This window comes from Colwellia sp. PAMC 21821 (genome assembly GCF_002077175.1).
Classification (GTDB): Bacteria; Pseudomonadota; Gammaproteobacteria; order Enterobacterales; family Alteromonadaceae; genus Cognaticolwellia.
The window spans coordinates 2,934,875-2,954,866 of sequence record NZ_CP014943.1; the positions used below are offsets into that span (position 1 = coordinate 2,934,875).

Sequence of the window (19,992 nt, forward strand, 5' to 3'; positions counted from 1 at the left end):
GAATGCCGGTAATTTAGCCATGTTTCAGATTGAAATCTTGCTGTAGTTGTGAACAAAAATCAATATTAATTATATTTTTGGTAAAATGGTGAGAAATTTTTCTTTGGTGTCACAATAGTGTCATAAAGCTTTGGCAATATAGCCGCAATTAATTTTTAGCCATACTTAAATTTATAAAGGTAACAACATGAAACATACTTACAACAAAATCGCTGTCGTTTTATTGTCTTCTTTATCATTGTCGGCATTTGCAGCTGATGTTGAAGTTTACGGTAAAGCAAATCTTTCTCTGCAATCTTCTGATGAAGGTGAAGGATCGTTCACAGAAGTTAAAAGCAATGCTTCTCGCATTGGTCTAAAAGGCTCACATGATTTAGGCGATGGCCTAACGGTTTTATATAAAGCTGAGTTCCAGGTTGATTTAGATGGCGATAGTGCTAAAGGCGATAGTATTACAGATCGTAACCAATATGTAGGTTTGGCGGGCAGTTTTGGTGAAGTTTTACTGGGTAAAAATGACACTATGCTTAAACAGTCACAAGGCAAAGTTGATGTGTTCAGCGATTTAAACGGTGATATTAAAAGCTTATGGAAAGGTGAAAACCGTATGGCAGATACGCTTTCTTATAAATCGCCTAAATTTAGTGATTTTCAAGTAGGTGTAACTTATATCGCAGAAGACGCTGTTGATGCCGAAGATGGTGTTTCAGTTGCGGTATTTTACGGTGACGCTAAATTGAAAAAAACAAATTTATTTGCTTCTGTTGCTGTTGATTCAGATGTAAACGGTTACGACATTACGCGTGCAACAGTGCAAGGTAAAGTGTCAGGTGTTGTACTAGGTGCAATGCTGCAAACCCAAGAAAAAGTAGACGGTAGCGATGAAATGGATGGTTTCATGGTATCGGCTAAATACAAAATGGATAAGCTAACTTTTAAAGGCCAATATCAAGCTGCTGACTTTAAAAATGGCGACGATAAATCAGGTATTACTGTTGGCGCAGATTATTCATTAGCGAAAAGTACTAAGTTATACACTTTCTATACTACTTTTGATATGGACAGTGGCGAAGATCAAGATTACTTGGCTGCGGGTATTGAATACAACTTTTAATATTAACGCTGAAGCTACGCAAGTAATCGATATTAGTAGCGATTACGTTTAAGTTAATATGTTATTAAAGCCGCATTGAGCGGCTTTTTTCTTGCCTAATTGTTTGCTATCGTCGATCATGATGTTGGCCAATTTCTAGCTGGCCAATTTCTAGTTGAATTAAGGGATTTTAAGTATATTTCTGCCGTTGTCATGAAACTGTCATATTTATTTATCACAATGTTCATTATGCGATTATGCGATTAGGCTATTAGGACGGATTCATGAATAGACAAATTTTGGTTGTAGAAGACGATACGGCAATAAGAGAAATGATCACCTTCGTTTTAGAGCAAAATGGTTTCAATGCCATAGAGGCTGAAACAATAGAACAAGCACAAGCAAAAATTAAAGAACCTTATCCCGATTTGATTTTACTTGATTGGATGCTACCGGGTGGTACGGGCGTTAAGTTAGCAATATCGTTAAAACAGAATGAGTATACACGCTCTATTCCCATTATTATGTTAACGGCCAGAGCCGATGAAGATGATAAGGTAAAAGGCTTTGACGCTGGTATTGATGACTATGTTACTAAACCTTTTTCCCCGAAAGAATTAATTGCACGTATTAAAGCCGTTATTCGACGCGTTGCACCAACCGCGTTGGAGGAGTCAATCGACTTTCATGGCATTACGTTAGACCCCGTAGCGCATCGTGTGTCAATTAACGATAAAGCCCTTGAGCTTGGGCCAACAGAGTTTCGTTTGTTACATTTTTTTCTCACCCATACTGAGCGTGTTTATAGCCGAGAGCAATTACTAGATAATGTATGGGGCACTAATGTTTATGTTGAGGATAGAACGGTTGATGTTCATATTCGACGTTTACGTAAAGCTATTTCAGGCGAAGGGCATGAAGAATTCATTCAGACCGTTCGTGGTTCTGGTTACCGCTTTTCGGGCAAAATTAAAACCTCAGGTTAATGGCTAATTTATGTATTTTCGTATTTCAGCTCGCGCGCTTATAACTCGTATTTTTGGTTTACTTTTTGCCAGCGCCATTATTGGTTATTTGCTCGGTCAAACCTTTCTTGTTGTTTGTCTAGTTTCACTAGGTTTGCTTGCTTGGCATTACAGTCATTTATTTAAATTAATTCAGTGGCTGTGGCAAGGTAAATCAATTTCACCCCCGCAAGCCAATGGGGTTTGGGGCAGAATATACGATGGTCTTTACCGCCGAATTCGTAAGCAACGTTTAAAGCAAAAGCAATTAAATGAGCGAATTAGAAAATTTCGCGATGGTGCCGAAGCATTGCCCGATGGGGCGTTAGTGCTGTCAAATGAACTCATTATTTTATGGGGAAATAAAAAATCCTCTCAACTTTTAGGTGTACGTTGGCCTGGAGATGTTGGTCAACGTATTGATAATTTGATTCGATTTCCAGAATTTTCTAAATATTTAGAAGACGGCGATTACGATAGCCCATGCCTTATTGTTTCCCCAATTAATAACGAATTACAGCTAGAACTGCGCATGATGACTTACGGCAGTGATCAAATTTTATTATTGGCGCGTGACATCAGTAATATTCAACGACTAGAAGAAATGCGTCGCGATTTTGTCGCGAATGTCTCTCATGAGTTAAAAACGCCATTAACCGTGGTACGAGGTTATGTTGAAATGGTGCAAGCAAGTGAAACTGCACTGGATCCACATTGGAAAAAAGCCTTTACCACGATTGAAACACAAGTGTCTCGAATGGACAGGTTAGTCGAGCAATTGTTGGTGCTATCTAGGGTCGAGAATAATGTCGATGCCAACAATCATCAGCAAGTCGACTTGTCGCGTTTAATTATATCAATACTCGAAGAGGTGCAGTGGCTAAACCAAGATAAAAATCACAGTATTAACAATGATATTTCGCCGAATTTAAGTATTAATGGCAATGAACACGAATTAAAAAGCGCGTGCTTGAATTTAATTGCTAATGCTATCGCCTATACCCCAGACAATGGTGTTATAGATATTTCGCTTCGAAACGACGGTAATAAAATACGCTTTAGTGTTAAAGATAATGGCTCAGGTATTAAACCTGAGCATGTTAATCGTTTAACAGAGCGCTTTTTCCGTGTCGATAAGTCTAGGTCGCGTGATACTGGTGGTTCTGGCTTAGGTTTGGCAATAGTTAAACATGTGTTGAATCATCATCATGGTGAGCTTTCTATCGAAAGTGAGTGGCAAAACGGTAGTGAATTTATTATTTACTTTACCCCTGAAATATCTGAATAATTGGCCAGTGCAACCGCATTGGCTATTCATCCTAAAACGCATCTTTTTTAAAGTTGAATCTTAAAAATAAACCTATCAACAGGCACTAAATCATCACTGTTGGCCGTTTACTTTAGCTAAATTTGGCCGTGTTACTTTAGTTAAATATGATTGGAATGTTCTAAACTACGAGCAATTTTTAGTGCTGTCATACAAGTGTCACAAACTTTACTTATTATTGTCATATTCACTTTCTATAGTGTTCTCAAATTAATTATATTCCTCACCGGAGAGTAACATGAGTTTAAAACGGACATTAGGCGTTATTGGTTTATCTAGCCTTATCAATTTTTCTGCATTAGCAGTCGATAATGATTTACCAACCTATAAGAAAGTTAGCGGAGTTTCAGGCAATGTTTCGTCTGTAGGCTCTGACACGCTAGCCAATATGATGACATTTTGGGCCGAAGAGTTTAAGCGCACGTATCCCAATGTTAATGTACAAATTCAAGCTGCAGGTTCTTCAACAGCGCCACCTGCTTTAACGGAAGCTACGTCTAACCTTGGGCCTATGAGCCGTAAGATGAAGTCACGTGAGATTGAAGCCTTCGAGAAACGTTACGGTTACAAACCCACGGCTGTTCGTGTAGCAATTGATGCTTTAGCGGTATTTGTACACAAAGATAACCCAATTAAAGGTCTGCGCATTGACCAGGTTGATGCGATTTTTTCTAATAATCGTAAATGTGGCGCGCTTAAAGATGTTGATCGCTGGGGCGATTTAGGTTTAACCGGTGACTGGACGGGTAAAGATGTGCAGTTATACGGTCGTAATTCCGTATCAGGTACTTACGGTTACTTTAAAAAGAAAGCGTTATGTAAAGGTGATTTTAAAAATAGCGTAAACGAGCAACCGGGTTCAGCCTCGGTTGTTCAGTCAGTTTCTGCATCGTTAAACGGCATTGGTTACTCAGGTATTGGCTATAAAACATCGGGTGTACGAGCATTACCACTGGCTAAAAAAGGTGAAAACTATATTGAAGCTAATATGGAAAATGCCATTTCTAAAAAGTATCCATTATCACGATTTTTATATGTTTATGTAAATAAACACCCAAACAAACCTTTAGCGCCTATGGAAGCTGAGTTTTTGAAAATGGTTTTATCAAAATCAGGACAAAGCATAGTTGAGAAAGATGGCTATATTCCTTTACCTGCTTCAGTTGTAGCCAAAGAGTTTACAAAGTTAGGTTTATAAAGTCTGTAGATTAAACCTCGAGCAACAAAATAAAAAGTCCGCAATCAGTAATAATTGCGGACTTTTTATGTTCAGGACGAACGGTATGCTGCGGTCACATGGATGTGAAAAGAGCAGCGATGTTCAGGACGAACGGTATGCTGCGGTCACATGGATGTGAAAAGAGCAGCGATGTTCAGGACGAACGGTATGCTGCGGTCACATGGATGTGAAAGAGCAGCGATGTTCAGGACGAACGGTATGCTGCGGTCACATGGATGTGAAAGAGCAGCGATGTTCAATCAAAAGCTAAGTACCTAGTTCCATTTAGGCAATGCAGGGGCCTTGAAATTATCGAGAAATATCTACCATCAGGTCATCAGCTAAATTTTCAAGCGCATCAATCATGGGTTCGATATTGTTTTTTTCAGCCGAAATAGTCACTTTTGCTTTGAATAATTCATGACCCGCATGCGGGGCACTTTCCTGTGTGCTTACTAATTTAAGTAAGTTACCACCATGATGATGAATAGTTGAAGATATCTCTTGTACGATACCCGCTCTATCATTTGCTGTTAACTCTAAAACTAGCAAAGTTTCAGGTGTTGATGCTTGCTGTTGCACATGCTCTATTTGCATTTTAAAGCCAGGTAGCTCAGCAAGTTTTTCAGCTAAATTTTCTGCGTTTTCAGCGGGCACTGCAATTTCGATTACACCGGCAAAAACTCCTGACATTTGATGCAAGCTAGATTTCTTCCAATTAGCTTTATGTTCAGAAATCAGATCGGACAAAACTTTTACTATGCCTGGGCGGTCAGCGGTGATAAAAGAAATAATAAGGTGATTCATGTTAAATCCTTTGAAATTTAGTTAGAGTTGAGAGTATTAAGTATGGGTTAGCTGGGATAGCTCTTTATGAAATTGCTCATCGTCTGCGAGATTAAGCTCAATTAAACGCCGTAATAAACTAACACTGTCAATATCAATCCCATTACATCGAAGACCTATAACATCAACTTCTTGGTGAGCTACAGTGACGTTCATCACGATTTTGGCGTCGGTATCGTTTAATTGAAATGACAAGACACCGCGCATACCTTTTAGGGTTAGCCCTTTAGTGTCTAAGGAAAGCAAAGCGCCATTTAATGAGATATCAGTAATCTTCACATTAAATACGTGCTGCTCTATTGCTAATTCGGCCTGCAGAGAGAAAAGTATTCGAGTAAATTGACGTCTATTCTGCATAGTGTTTAATTATGGCAAAGTGATTTATTCAGCATAGCTCGCTTTTAGTAAAAAGGCACCTTAATTAATAGATTAAGATGCCTTTTTCTTGTTGTTAACTAATTAGTTAACCTATTTTTTTATATTTGATTCTGTGTGGTTCAGCCGCTGCTGGGCCATAAGTTTTCTTCAACCATTCTTCGTAGTCGGTATAGTTACCTTCATAGAAGTTGATTTGACCTTCGTCACGGTAATCCAAAATATGAGTAGCGATGCGGTCAAGGAACCAGCGATCATGCGAAATAACCATGGCACAGCCCGGGAATTCTAATAATGCTTCTTCTAGTGCACGCAACGTTTCAACATCTAGATCGTTGGTTGGTTCATCAAGCAGTAATACGTTACCACCGGTTTGCACAAGTTTAGCTAAATGAACACGGTTACGTTCACCACCAGATAAATCACCAATAATTTTTTGTTGATCATTACCTTTAAAGTTAAAGCGGCTAACGTAAGCACGACTTGGAATTTCAAAGGTACCAATTTGTAAAATTTCATGGCCTTGAGATATTTCTTGGTAAACCGTTTTGCTGTTATCCATGTCATCACGGAACTGATCAACACTGGCAAGCTTAACGGTATCACCCAATTCTACCTGACCAGAGTCTGGCTGTTCAGCACCTGACATTATTTTGAATAAGGTAGATTTACCGGCACCGTTTGGCCCGATAATACCAACAATAGCACCTTTAGGAACGCTAAAACTTAAGTTATCAATGAGTACTCTATCGCCAAAAGATTTGGTTAAGTTATTCACATCTAATACTTTATCACCCAAACGCGGTCCCGGTGGAATGTACAACTCATTTGTTTCATTACGCTTTTGATGATCTTGACTATTAAGCTCTTCAAAGCGTGCCATACGGGCTTTGCTTTTTGATTGACGTGCTTTAGGATTTGAACGCACCCACTCAAGTTCTTGCTTGATAGTTTTTTGTAGCGCACTTTCACTTTTACTTTCTTGCTCAAGACGAGCATTTTTTTGCTCTAACCATGAAGAGTAGTTGCCTTCATAAGGAATACCATGTCCTCTATCAAGCTCTAAAATCCAGCCAGCCACATTGTCTAAGAAATATCTATCATGGGTAATCGCCACAACGGTGCCGGGGTAATCATGTAAGAAACGCTCTAACCAAGCTACAGACTCAGCATCTAAATGGTTGGTTGGCTCATCAAGTAGCAACATGTCAGGTTTTTGCAATAACAAACGACAAAGTGCGACACGGCGACGTTCACCACCACTCAGTACGCCAATTTTTTGTTCCCAATCAGGCAAGCGCAAAGCATCGGCGGCACGTTCTAATACGTTATCGATATTATGGCCATCTTGGCTATTGATAATATCTTCTAATTGGCCTTGTTCTTTTGCTAAGGCGTCAAAGTCGGCTTCAGGTTCAGCGTATTCAGCATAAACTTGATCCAAACGTGCCATGGCATTTTTAACTTCAGAAACTGCCTCTTCAACAATTTCACGGACGGTTTTGGCTTCATCTAAAATTGGCTCCTGTGGCAAGTAACCTATTTTAGTACCAGCAAGTGCTTTTGCTTCACCTTCAAACTCAGTGTCAAGGCCAGCCATAATGCGAAGCAAGGTTGATTTACCAGAGCCATTGAGACCTAGCACACCAATTTTTGCACCAGGGAAAAAGGACAGTGAAATATCTTTTAATATTGTGCGTTTCGGAGGAACCACTTTTGAAACGCGGTTCATCGACATAATGAATTTATCTGGTAATGGTTGTGCCATGGAGAGCCTTTTTGAAACAATATTGGAATGGTAGCTATTCTAGGTTAATAGCTACCTTGTTGGCAATGAGGTTTTGTTGGCTTGGGCTTAATGTAGTGACAATTTATGCTGTTATTGCTTCGGTGCGATTAATCCATCAGATAAACATGATTTCTACCATGAGATTTCGCTTTATATAAAGCACTATCAGAGCGGGCATAGAGATCTTGAAAACAACTGTCGCAGGCCTTTATTACAGATACGCCAAGGCTTATTTTTATCGGTAACTTTATATTATTGTTAATTAATATCGGGCTTGTATCTAATAATTCACGTAACCTTTCCGCTGCTTGAAGACTCTTAGGTTTAGTGATGTTTGGTAGTAATATTGAAAACTCTTCTCCGCCAATGCGAGCAAAAATATCTTCTGCTCTGATGGTAGTGGAAATTAATTGTGAAATTTTTATTAACACTTGATCGCCGATTGGGTGGCCATATTGATCATTAACGGCCTTGAAATGGTCAACATCTAACGAGATAACAGCCATTGGCTGTTGGTGCCTTTTCGCTCGTTTGAATTCACGATTGGCATTTTCAAAAAAGTAACGACGATTATAAATCGCGGTGAGTTCATCTGTATTAGCAAGTTGTTCAAATTTTTCTTTTAGTTGATATAGCTCAGTCACATCAGTAGAAAAGGCGACCATCGTTTGCATGTCACCATTTAATTGAAAAGGCACTTTTGTACTGAGGTAATGATGAACTTTTTTGTCAGCATCTTCTAATGTTTCGTTCATCACCACTTTTTTATTGAGTTCAAAAACAACTTTGTCATTTTTCCAAAAGTGTTCGGCATACTTTGGAGGAACAACGTCGTGATCGAATTTGCCAATAATTTCTTCTGCAGGAAGACCAATAAGTTCAGCAACACGGCTATTAACATAGCGATAGCGGCGTTGGGCATCTTTCATATAAATGTAGGCATCAACATTATTTAGCACTACGTCGAGTAAATGCTTTTGATTCTGATTATCAGTTTCTAGCTTTTTTTGCAGAGTAATATCGGTTGATATCCCAGAAATACCAATAACTTCACCAATAGCATTGAATATCGGGGTTTTAATGACTTTGTAGGTGAGGATTTTTCCGGAAGATTTAATGACATTGGTTTCTTCTTTTGTTAGGGAAACCTTTTCATTGATCACTTTACGATCGTTTTCTAATAATTCATCAAGTATATCTAAATCAAAAAAATGACTGTCGTTTTTACCTATAATATCTTTCGCAGGTCTCTGAAACAAAGCTTCAACGTTGGCATTTACATAAGTATAATTACCGGCTAAATCTTTACTAAAAACATATGAACCGATGTTATTCAGTACACTAGACATTACTGATATTTGCTGCAATAACGACTCTGTATTATTAATTTTATCTGTCATTTGTGCATCCTATCACTGCTTTTTGAACCTAATTTCGATTTTCCATTCGACACTTAATTTACAGACGGCTATAACAATCAGTGACTTGTCATGAAAAAACCTTCCCCTGAAGTTTTCATAACAATGATTTAATATCTGCTTTATGAAATTAAATTGCAAATAAAATTTACTGTTTGGGAGCTAAACACAGCTAAAAATAGAGCTTCTGGGCTTTAAAATATATTGATTGAAATGTAACCATTGAAAATTTTAGTATGTAGAGTTGAAGTATTAAGCATGCCAATTTAACTTCAAAGCAATTTTTTAGTATTGTATTAATTAAAATTTATAAAGCTCAATTTATCAAGTACCATTTATGAAGCTTATTGTTGAATTCGAGTTTTATCGTCGATATTAGCTTGCTTTACTCGAGAGAACTTAGCTGCTCGTTCAATATTATCTTGTAGCGCTTAAACTGTTTAATTACTTATCGATATTATCTTGGTTGTCGGTGTTAAACTCATTTTTGCTGTCGCTTTGCGTTGGTATGTGGTCATTATTTTTGCGGCGATATTGCACTGCAATGACCTTAATAATGTCGCGCCAAGTAATAATGCCAACAGCTTGTTGATTTTTATTCACGATAGGAAGGCAAGATATTTTATGGTCATGAAATAACAGTATTGCATCAGTTAAGCTAACATCTTCTGTTGCGGTGATAAGATCCCGAGCCATGATCAAATGCACTTTTTTATTCAGTATAAAACTGTCTTGTGGCGTTTCATTTCGCGTACCAACGGTGGGGCTTAAGTTTTGCCATAAATCACGGTCGGTAATAACCCCCGCTAAGGTCGACTTATTATTGATTAATATGTGATGCATATTATGTTGCTCAAACAGCTTTTTAGCATTCGCTAAAGTGTCATCCATATCTAAGGTTATTAATTTACGCTGCATTATTTGACTAATATTCATGCTTCACCCTCCTAAAATGCACTGTTGTTGACAGAGTCTTACTGAATTAATCATACCATAAGCAATAATCAGCCGATTGCTACTTACCTATTGCTACTTATTACCTATTGCTACTTAGCGATTGCAGCAGCCTGAGTGATGATTTTAGCTAATTTCGGCTTGTCACAAAACTGTCATGTTAGTGCCTTATAATCGCTGCAGTTATAAAAATTATCATAGTTAAAGGTATTTTTAAGTGGCCATTGCTTCTAAATCTGCAAACTATCGCAAGGTGAAAAATTCATTAGCAAAATGGATTATTACTTTAGGCGGTATCAGTGTTTTATTTACTTTAGTGTTAATATTCATGTATTTACTTTACGTGATAAAACCTATTTTTGAATCTGCAAAAGTTGAACCTAGCGCACAATTTGTTATTAACGAAGAATATAAAGTGCTAGCAACCGGAGTTGATGAGTTAAAGGAGGTTGCCTACAGCATTACAGAGCAGGGCAATATTAACTTTTATCAATTAGTTAATGGTGGTGGTTATAAAGCCGGCGATAAAATACTTTCCAAGCAGCTAGTAGCTTACGGTGAAAGTATCAAGCAGCTAGTTAATGTCGGCCAAGAGAATAAGTTATTGCTTGATAGTGCCGGTAACGTGCAGCTTGTTGCCCCCAGTTTTTCTGCTAATTTTGACAGTGGTCAAAGGGTCATAATTCCAAGTCTTCGTTACCCATTAGGTGAGGATTATTTGCCTATCGATGAAAATAGCGCTGCATTGACCAAACTTTCATTCGCTATGAATGATGAAAAGGCAGTTTTCGTTGGTTTTACTGATGATAATCGCTTGATTAAAACTACTTTACTTGCCGAAGACGATTTCAGTTATGACACGGCCTTTGAAGTGCAATATGAAGAAATTGATTACTCGGCAAAGTTTATTAATGATATTTTGGTCTCGCCGGATTTAGCCATGGTATTTGTTCGCCAAGGAGATCAAGTCGCTGTGTTTTCATTAGATGACGATGAAGCTGAGCTAAAAGCGACCATTATCCCGCAACTCGCACAAAACAAATCAACACCAAATCACATTACCGCTATGGCGTTACTTTCCGGTGGTAGCTCAATTCTCCTAGGTGACGACAAGGGGTCTGTGAGTCAGTGGTTTGAAGTGGCAACCGAGCAAGGACGTGAATTTAAAGAAATTCGACGTTTTAATGTCAGCGACCATGAACCTGTAGTCGCGATATATACTGAGCAATTTCGTAAAAGTTTTTATACCGTAACACCGTCAGGTGAAATGGGCATGTTTTATACCACCAGTGAAGCAGATTTATGGCGAGGTAAATTACATCAAGGTAATGCTCAAGCTTTTGCTATTGCACCTCGTGCCGATGGTTTAGTGATGTTTTCTGACAATGAATTAGCGCTTTTCTCTGTTGAAAATGAACATCCGGAAGTTACCTGGCAAGCACTTTGGGAAGAAGTTTGGTATGAAGGTTACCCAGAACCTGAGTTTATTTGGCAATCGACTTCAGGCTCTGATGATTTTGAAGCAAAATTCTCTTTAGTGCCTATTTCATTCGGTACTATTAAAGCAGCAACATACGCGATGATGTTTGCCGTACCTATCGCTTTAACTGCAGCCATATATACCGCTTATTTTATGACGCCAGGTATGCGACGAAAAGTTAAGCCAACCATTGAAATGATGGAAGCGTTGCCAACCGTAATTTTAGGTTTCTTGGCTGGGCTGTGGCTTGCGCCAATTATCGAAATTTACTTACCTGCTATCTGCTTATTGCTGATATTTATTCCGTCATCGGTATTTATTACTGCTTTTGCGTGGCATAAATTACCGCGAGAATACAAAACCCATATTCCTGAAACATGGGCGCCAATTATTTTAATTCCCGCCATTTTAGTGGCAGCTTATGCGGCATTCGCGTTTTCCCCCATATTGGAATTACATTTATTTGGCGGTGATGTTAGACAGTTTATTACCAATGATTTAGGCATTGATTTTGACCAACGAAATGCCTTAGTTGTAGGCATAGCAATGGGTTTTGCGGTTATTCCAACCATATTTTCTATGGCTGAAGATGCCATATTTAGTGTGCCTAAACATTTAACCAGTGGCTCATTGGCCTTAGGTGCTACGCAATGGCAAACCCTTATCAAAGTGGTATTGCTAACAGCAAGCCCAGGTATTTTCTCCGCCGTTATGATGGGGCTAGGACGCGCCGTGGGTGAAACTATGATTGTCTTAATGGCGACCGGTAATACGCCAATTCTTGACTGGAGTATTTTCCAAGGTATGAGAACGCTCGCTGCCAATATTGCGGTTGAAATGCCAGAGTCGGAAGTGGGCAGCTCTCATTATCGAATTCTGTTCTTGGCAGCATTTGTTTTATTTGTATTTACTTTTGTATTCAACACGCTTGCTGAGTTTATTCGTCAGCGTTTGCGTGAAAAATACAGCTCAATGTAGGGAAGGCGATATAGCATGAATAATTGGTTTAAGTCTGGCTCGCCTTGGGTGTGGTTGTCAGCAGGTGGTGTAAGTATCAGTCTGATATCGGTTTTAGGTCTGCTGTGGTTAATTGCCTCACGCGGTTTAAGTTATTTTTGGCCAGCAGATATTTATCAGTTCGATATGACCGATGAACAAGGTAAAAACTTAACCGTGATCGGTGAAATTTACGATAGAGAAAGTATTCCGACATCGCAGTTAGTCCATCTAAATCTTAATATTGATAAGTCAAAAGAGACAATTGAGCGATTATTAATTAAAACCGGTAACCGCGAATTGGTCAGCTTAGATTTTCGTTGGATTTTAGTGCCACAAATTAATAAAACCTCGTTACCTGAAGAGCTTGTGGTAATTGAACGCCGCACCAATGGTAACTTCTATGGTTATATTGAAGAGATCATTCTCGATGGTAATGCTGTTGGCCAAGATAAAATGGCAGAACTGGTGCAGCGAGTTAGTGACTTTCAAGCTGAAATGGAAGCACTGCAAAAGTCAGACATCGGCGCTATAAACTATCAAATTGAGCGTACACGATTAAAAGAGCGCAAGCATATACTTGATGACACGCTTACGACTGAATTAAAACAAGTATTTAGAGATAAAGTTGCGGGTTTAAAAGCTGAATATCAGGTGCTTGAAAAACAGTTAATGGCTTTACGTGAGAAAATATCTCGTGACCAAATTGTTATGCGTGCTATGGATGGGCAGCGGGTTACTATTAATTTTGAAGATGTATTACACGTTACTTTTAATAACAAACTTAGCGTATTTGGCAAACTAAAGCTGTTTTTCAGCCAAATAGCCGCTTTTGTTAGTGATGACCCACGTGAAGCAAATACCGAAGGCGGCGTATTTCCGGCGATATTCGGTACGGTACTTATGGTGTTATTGATGACGGTGATTGTTTCGCCACTGGGTGTGGTTGCCGCGATTTATTTACATGAATATGCTGGAAATAATGCCCTGACAAAACTATTACGCATTGCGGTTATAAACCTTGCCGGTGTGCCATCGATTGTTTATGGCGTATTTGGCTTAGGATTTTTTGTTTATATGGTAGGCGGTAGTTTAGACCAATTATTTTATGCTGAAACCTTGCCAAGCCCAACATTTGGCACCCCAGGCGTGATGTGGTCAGCGCTTACTTTAGCTATTTTAACTTTGCCGGTGGTTATTGTATCAACCGAAGAAGGGTTATCACGTATTCCTTCGGCTATGCGACATGGTAGCTTGGCGTTAGGTGCCACTAAAGCTGAAACTTTATGGCGTATTATTCTACCCATTGCCAGTCCGGCAATTATGACCGGTATAATTTTAGCCATAGCACGTGCTGCCGGTGAAGTTGCGCCATTGATGTTAGTGGGCGTTGTAAAAATGGCACCGAATTTACCGCTTGATGGTAACTTCCCATTTTTGCATTTAGACCGTAAATTTATGCACTTAGGCTTTCATATTTACGATGTAGGCTTTCAAAGCCCAAATGTTGAAGCAGCAAGACCTTTGGTTTACGCCACGGCATTGTTATTAGTAACTATTATTGTTGCTTTGAATATGACCGCGGTGTCTATCCGTAATCGTCTGCGCGAAAAGTATCGTATGTTAGAGCATTAATATGTGCTGATAAAACAAAGCGATATAAAGATGATTTAAAAAGTTAAAAATGATTGGGAAGAAACTCCCCTCTATTGAATAAGATTTAAAGAGAACATTATGATTTCTGTTACGCCAAAAAATTTATCAGATCCACTTTCACAGCAGAGAGTTAAACTCGATCTTAATAACCTTTTGCCAGAGCAAGTAGCGTTAGAGATTAAGAACTTAGATTTATATTATGGTGACAAGCAGGCATTGCAAAATATTTCAATGTCGATCCCTAAAGGTCAAGTAACGGCGTTTATCGGCCCAAGTGGTTGTGGTAAATCGACATTGCTACGTTGCATTAACCGGATGAATGATTTGGTTGATATTTGTAAAATTACCGGTCAGATAAACCTCAATGGCGAAAATATTTATGACCGCCATACCGATGTAGCGGCATTGCGTCGTAAAGTGGGTATGGTGTTTCAACGTCCGAATCCATTTCCTAAATCAATTTATGAAAATGTTGTCTATGGTTTACGTATTACCGGTGAAAATAATCGCCGTGTATTAGACGAAGCCGCAGAAAATGCACTGCGCAGTGCCGCATTGTGGAATGAAGTAAAAGATAGGTTACATGAAAGTGCTTTAGGACTTTCTGGTGGTCAGCAGCAGCGTTTGGTCATTGCCCGTGCAATAGCTATTCAGCCTGAGGTGTTACTGCTTGATGAGCCAACATCGGCACTAGATCCTATTTCAACATTAACCATTGAAGAGTTAATTAATGATTTAAAGAAACAATTTACTGTGGTTATTGTTACCCATAATATGCAACAAGCGGCACGTGTTTCAGACCAAACGGCCTTTATGTATATGGGCGACCTTATTGAGTATAGTGACACTAATACCTTGTTCACTACGCCAATGAAGAAGAAAACAGAAGACTACATTACTGGCCGTTACGGTTAACTCATTGGTATAAGCTACATTGACGATAAACAGAGGATTTTACCGTGGATAATTTAAATATTGGTCGTCATATTTCTGGCCAGTTTAACGAAGACTTAGAACGCATTATCAATCATGTTATGCATATGGGTGGTTTAGTTGAAAAGCAGTTAACTGACGCACTAACATCGGTATGTGATGCTGATGAAGCTTTAGCAAAACAAGTGCTCAGTAATGACTATCTTATTAATAACGCAGAAGTCAGCATTGATGATGAATGTACACGCATTATTGCTAAGCGTCAGCCGGCAGCGGGCGATTTACGTTTAGTCATGGCAATTGTAAAAACCATTACAGACCTAGAACGTATTGGTGATGAAGCAGGTAAAATTGCTAACGTTACCTTAGAAAGTTTATCAGGTAAGCACAAAGACCTGTTGTCCAACTTAGATAACTTGGGTCGTCATGTGTTAACTTTTTTACAAGCGACTTTAGACGCATTTACCCGCATGGATTTTGATGCAGCGGTAAAAATACATAAAAGTGACGATAAAATTGATCGTGAATATGAAGCTCTGATGCGCCAATTGATGACTTATATGATGGAAGACCCGCGCTCTATCCCACAAATAATGAGCGTTATTTGGTCGGCGAGAGCATTAGAGCGTATCGGTGATCGTTGTCAAAATATTTGTGAATACATTATTTATTTTGTTAAAGGTAAAGACGTTCGCCATACAACAGCAGAAAACTTCGAATCATTATCTTAAAACTAAATTCCTTACTAAATTAGCTTTTACTTAGCTAATAAGGTATATACTTTTAAGTGAACTGATAATAACTAATCATTCTATAAACAGTCGTTATCTTGTTATAAAGCCTTTGAAATAATTTTCAAATGCTTTAATATCCGCGGCGAATAAAAACAAAGAGCATAAGCTCCTGGAAATTAATTATGGCCAGAAACTCAATCATTGGCATATTTGCAAAGTCGCCAATTAAACCTTTAGAAAAACACATTCGAATAGTACATAAATGTTGTAGTCAACTTGTACCTTTCTTCGCAGCAGTTACTGAAGAAGATTGGAGTGCCGCAGGAAAGATGCGTACTAAAATCTCTAAATTAGAACGTGATGCTGATGACCTAAAACGTCAAATTCGTTTAGAACTTCCGGGTGGTTTATTTATGCCGGTTGATCGCGCTGATTTATTAGAGTTATTATCTCAACAAGATAAAATTGCCAACCGCGCAAAAGATATCGCAGGTCGTATCTTTGGCCGCAAATTAACTATTCCCATCGAACTGCAAGAACAGTTCATCGCATATGTAGCTCGTAGTATCGATGCTGCTGAAAAAGCTGCAGATGCAATTAATGAATTGGATGACCTACTAGAAACTGGATTTCGTGGTCGTGAAGTTGAATTGGTTTCTAAAATGATCAGTCAACTTGACGAAATTGAAGATGAAACTGATGGTATGCAAGTTAAACTTCGTAAAGATCTTTTAAATATTGAAAAAGATTTAAATTGCGTAGATGTAATGTTTTTATATCAGATCATCGATTGGGTTGGCGACTTAGCTGATCTTGCCGAACGTGTTGGTGCACGTTTAGAAATTCTTTTGGCTAGAAAATAAGGCTCACTCATGGAAATTTTACTCTCTCATGGCTCTACGTTAGTCATGATCGCCGCTGTCGTCGGTTTTTTTATGGCATGGGGCATAGGTGCCAACGATGTTGCTAATGCAATGGGTACATCGGTTGGTTCAAAAGCGTTAACAATTAAGCAAGCTATTATCATTGCAATGATTTTTGAATTTGCAGGCGCATATTTAGCGGGTGGTGAAGTTACATCAACCATACGTAAGGGCATTATTGACCCCGCGTTGTTTGTCGATATACCTGAACTCTTAGTCTTCGGTATGATTTCAGCGCTATTAGCTGCAGCAACTTGGTTGTTAGTGGCGTCTGTATTAGGCTGGCCAGTATCAACTACTCACTCTATTGTTGGTGCTATAATTGGCTTTGCTGCAATCGGCATAAGCCCAGATACAGTAGCTTGGGGCAAAGTAGGTGGTATTGTTGGTAGTTGGGTTATCACGCCGTTAATTTCTGGTGTTATTGCTTTTATTATATTTAATAGCGCACAAAAACTTATTTTTGATACTGAAAAACCATTAGAACAAGCGAAACGATACGTACCGTTTTACATGTTTTTAGCTGGTTTTGTCTTGTCATTAGTGACAATTAAAAAAGGTTTAAAGCACATTGGTTTAGAGAATATCGATGTCGGTTTTTATAACTTTGAAATTGCTGGTGCTGGTGGTTATTATCTTGCCATTATTGTTGCAATCGTTGTGGCTATTGTTGGTAAGTACTTTGTTTCACGACTTAAGTTTGACGATAAAGCTGATAAAACTACACATTACGCAAACGTAGAAAAAGTGTTTGCTGTTTTAATGGTTGTAACGGCTTGTTGTATGGCATTTGCTCACGGTTCAAATGATGTAGCCAACGCTATTGGGCCGTTAGCCGCAGTCGTCAGTATTGTTGATAACGGTGGTGAAATAGCGAAAAAAGCTAGCCTTGTATGGTGGATATTACCACTAGGTGGTTTTGGTATTGTTGCAGGTCTTGCATTGTTTGGTCATCGTGTTATTGCCACAATTGGTAAAGGTATTACACACTTAACACCCAGTCGTGGTTTTGCCGCTGAGTTAGCTGCGGCATGTACCGTTGTTATTGCTTCAGGTGCTGGCTTACCAATCTCAACTACACAAACCTTAGTAGGTGCTGTGCTAGGTGTGGGAATGGCGCGTGGTATTGCCGCAATCAACTTAGGTGTTGTACGTAATATTGTTATCTCTTGGGTGATTACATTACCAATAGGTGCAGGTCTTTCAATTATCTTCTTCTGGATAATGAAAGCGATATTTAGTTAATACACTCGCTAAACAGACCTTAAACAAAGCCAGTATTTATACTGGCTTTTTTGTGTACAGGATGTACGGTATATCGCGGGTGCATGGATGCACAGGAGCGTGTGTGTACAGGATGTACGGTCAGTTTTTTTGTTCCAGACAAAAACTAAGTACCTGCATATATGGACCCACTCCGTTTGCAAGACATTTAATCGTTATGTAAGAGAAAATCATTGCTCTCATATATCCGGCCTGTTTATGAAGGATTTTTACCTTCTGGCCCCGATGGTTGTTTGCGCTCACACTCCTCATCATCCCTCCGGCTTTTTATTAGCCAATGCAGGTACCAGGTTTTGTGCAAGCCAGTCTGACTATCTTACCATCCGATTAATTTATCTTTTGCAACTGAAGTAAAAGGGTTTTACTGTTATCTCATCACTGAAACCAATCTAACTTGCTTCAGTTTTGAGCTTTATTTATATAGCCGGGCGATAACTTTCCCCCTTCGCCATTATTACCCAAGCCATTCTTGCTATTTTATTCGCCACAGCAACGCATGCTTTGTTGTGTCCTCGTCGGGATTTTAACGCTTGTGCCCACAAACTAAATCGGTCAGTTTTGTTTTCACTGTGCCTTAATACTGCCCGGGCCCCGTGGATGTATAGTGTTCTTAAATAACTATTACCGCGTTTACTTATACCGAGTAAGGTGGCCTTTCCACCCGTTGAATGCTGCCCAGGAACAAGCCCAAGCCATGCCGAAAAATGTCGACCATTTACAAAGTCTTTTCCATCTCCTGCAGCTGCATAAGTAGCGCTAGCTGTGATTGCTCCAATACCTAATATTTCATCTAAGCGAACACATATTTCATTTTCTTTATTCATCGTGTTTAAGCGAACTTCACACGCTTTAAACTTCACTTCTGTGACTTGAAATTCAAGCCATAACTCATTAAATATCTCCCGACTTAAATACGTTAACTCATTTGTCGCATCCTCTAAAATATCCGGCAGTTCATTGCGAATTGCAGAAATACCTTTATTGATGACAATGCCATATTCTCCTAACAAGCCTCGTATCTGACTTGCTAATGCTTTACGTTCTTTCTTTATGCGTTCACGTTGTCGATGGAAGTTTTGAATATCTTGTTGTTCTATCGATTTAATTGGCACAAACCTCATGGTCGGGCGTTGCGCTGCCTCTGCAATACCTTCGGCATCGTTATAATCATTTTTATTGCCTTTAACGAAGGGTTTTACATATTGAGGCGCAATAAGTTTTACTTGGTGCCCCAATTCAATAAATTTTCTAGCCCAGTAGTTCGCACTGCCACAAGCTTCCATTACAATTAGGCAAGGCTCTAATGTTGCCATGAAACTCAACACTTGTTTTCTTCTTAATTGTTTCTTTTTTACAAATCGCCCATTTTTATTCACAGCGAACATGTGAAAAATTGATTTTGCAATGTCTAAACCGATTGTAGTAATCTTCATGTTGATCCACTCCGCTTTTATAAATGATTGTTATCACTTTCATTTTGGCCCTAAAGAGGCCGGAAATAAAGTTGGAGTGGGTCCATACCATTATCCATGCAGGCAATATCGCGGGTGCATGGATGCACAAGAGCGTGTGTACAGGCCGTTCCTAGCCATCCATGGCTTCACGGCATTAGTGCATCCATGCACGTCGATGTACGGTATAATGGAGCTCAATATCAGCGATAACCTGCGCTCACATAGCACTATAACCGCAATGATACGTGTTAAATAAGAGGTGTAATTTCAGGTGGCAGTATTATAATTGTCGGTTTTTTATGCGAACTGCAGTAATTATCAATGTAGGTAGATAAAATGCCTTGCGAGCGAGATTAATTCCCGATATTATGTCGCCTCTTTCGAAATGAATTCGTTACTGAATTGGTTTATTTCATTGAAAGACAGTGCCTTGATAGCTCAGTCGGTAGAGCAGAGGATTGAAAATCCTCGTGTCCCTGGTTCGATTCCGGGTCAAGGCACCATATT

Annotated in this window: 16 protein-coding genes and 1 tRNA gene; 11 read left to right on the forward strand and 6 right to left on the reverse strand. The window is 39.0% G+C overall.

The features are described 5' to 3' along the window. Positions 1-187 precede the first annotated feature (187 nt). The 4 genes from A3Q33_RS12490 (at position 188) to A3Q33_RS12505 (ending at position 4,622) form a co-directional block, all read left to right on the forward strand. Complete coding sequence (locus A3Q33_RS12490; protein WP_081180237.1) at positions 188-1,114, forward strand: porin; 927 nt, start codon at positions 188-190, stop codon at positions 1,112-1,114. A gap of 263 nt (positions 1,115-1,377) precedes the next feature. Continuing rightward, positions 1,378-2,079, forward strand: a complete 702-nt coding sequence (gene phoB, locus A3Q33_RS12495; protein WP_081180238.1) for a phosphate regulon transcriptional regulator PhoB — start codon at positions 1,378-1,380, stop codon at positions 2,077-2,079. Between the two features lie 10 nt (positions 2,080-2,089). Beyond that, a complete protein-coding gene (gene phoR, locus A3Q33_RS12500) occupies positions 2,090-3,385 on the forward strand; it encodes a phosphate regulon sensor histidine kinase PhoR (RefSeq protein ID WP_081180239.1) in 1,296 nt (431 codons plus the stop codon). A gap of 277 nt (positions 3,386-3,662) precedes the next feature. Next, positions 3,663-4,622 carry a PstS family phosphate ABC transporter substrate-binding protein gene (locus A3Q33_RS12505; protein ID WP_081180240.1) on the forward strand — a complete coding sequence of 320 codons (960 nt, stop codon included), beginning with the start codon at positions 3,663-3,665 and terminating at the stop codon, positions 4,620-4,622. A gap of 330 nt (positions 4,623-4,952) precedes the next feature. On the opposite strand, the gene A3Q33_RS12510 is transcribed toward A3Q33_RS12505, so the two are convergent. The 5 genes from A3Q33_RS12510 to A3Q33_RS12530 form a co-directional block, all read right to left on the reverse strand. Further along, positions 4,953-5,450, reverse strand: coding sequence for a glycine cleavage system transcriptional repressor (locus tag A3Q33_RS12510; protein ID WP_081180241.1), 498 nt, complete (start codon positions 5,448-5,450; stop codon positions 4,953-4,955). A 36-nt stretch (positions 5,451-5,486) separates the two neighbouring features. Beyond that, a complete protein-coding gene (locus tag A3Q33_RS12515) occupies positions 5,487-5,846 on the reverse strand; it encodes a PilZ domain-containing protein (protein ID WP_081180242.1) in 360 nt (119 codons plus the stop codon). Positions 5,847-5,952: 106 nt separating this feature from the next. Then, positions 5,953-7,632, reverse strand: a complete 1,680-nt coding sequence (gene ettA, locus A3Q33_RS12520; RefSeq protein WP_081180243.1) for an energy-dependent translational throttle protein EttA — start codon at positions 7,630-7,632, stop codon at positions 5,953-5,955. Positions 7,633-7,760: 128 nt separating this feature from the next. Further along, positions 7,761-9,053, reverse strand: a complete 1,293-nt coding sequence (locus A3Q33_RS12525) for a sensor domain-containing diguanylate cyclase (protein WP_081180244.1) — start codon at positions 9,051-9,053, stop codon at positions 7,761-7,763. A gap of 462 nt (positions 9,054-9,515) precedes the next feature. Then, entirely contained in the window at positions 9,516-10,007 is a 492-nt protein-coding gene (locus A3Q33_RS12530) for a CBS domain-containing protein (protein WP_081180245.1), read from the reverse strand. Between the two features lie 346 nt (positions 10,008-10,353). Between A3Q33_RS12530 and A3Q33_RS12535 the strand changes: the two genes are divergently transcribed. The 6 genes from A3Q33_RS12535 (at position 10,354) to A3Q33_RS12560 (ending at position 17,992) form a co-directional block, all read left to right on the forward strand. Then, complete coding sequence (locus A3Q33_RS12535) at positions 10,354-12,483, forward strand: ABC transporter permease family protein (RefSeq protein ID WP_081182577.1); 2,130 nt, start codon at positions 10,354-10,356, stop codon at positions 12,481-12,483. Positions 12,484-12,498: 15 nt separating this feature from the next. Beyond that, on the forward strand, positions 12,499-14,136 hold the full coding sequence (pstA, locus tag A3Q33_RS12540) for a phosphate ABC transporter permease PstA (RefSeq protein WP_081180246.1): 1,638 nt from the start codon (positions 12,499-12,501) through the stop codon (positions 14,134-14,136). Positions 14,137-14,235: 99 nt separating this feature from the next. Further along, positions 14,236-15,072 (forward strand): phosphate ABC transporter ATP-binding protein PstB, encoded by an 837-nt coding sequence (gene pstB / locus A3Q33_RS12545; RefSeq protein ID WP_081180247.1) that lies wholly within the window; start codon positions 14,236-14,238, stop codon positions 15,070-15,072. Positions 15,073-15,116: 44 nt separating this feature from the next. Next, a complete protein-coding gene (phoU, locus tag A3Q33_RS12550; RefSeq protein ID WP_081180248.1) occupies positions 15,117-15,821 on the forward strand; it encodes a phosphate signaling complex protein PhoU in 705 nt (234 codons plus the stop codon). A 185-nt stretch (positions 15,822-16,006) separates the two neighbouring features. Beyond that, complete coding sequence (locus A3Q33_RS12555; RefSeq protein WP_081180249.1) at positions 16,007-16,687, forward strand: TIGR00153 family protein; 681 nt, start codon at positions 16,007-16,009, stop codon at positions 16,685-16,687. Between the two features lie 9 nt (positions 16,688-16,696). Next, positions 16,697-17,992, forward strand: coding sequence for an inorganic phosphate transporter (locus tag A3Q33_RS12560; RefSeq protein WP_081180250.1), 1,296 nt, complete (start codon positions 16,697-16,699; stop codon positions 17,990-17,992). A 455-nt stretch (positions 17,993-18,447) separates the two neighbouring features. Here the strand turns inward: A3Q33_RS12560 and A3Q33_RS12565 are convergent, their stop codons facing one another. After that, a complete protein-coding gene (locus tag A3Q33_RS12565) occupies positions 18,448-19,464 on the reverse strand; it encodes an IS110 family RNA-guided transposase (RefSeq protein WP_081178157.1) in 1,017 nt (338 codons plus the stop codon). Between the two features lie 448 nt (positions 19,465-19,912). On the opposite strand from A3Q33_RS12565, the gene A3Q33_RS12570 reads away from it, so the two are divergent. Next, positions 19,913-19,988: transfer RNA gene (locus tag A3Q33_RS12570), tRNA-Phe, on the forward strand. Positions 19,989-19,992: the final 4 nt, after the last annotated feature.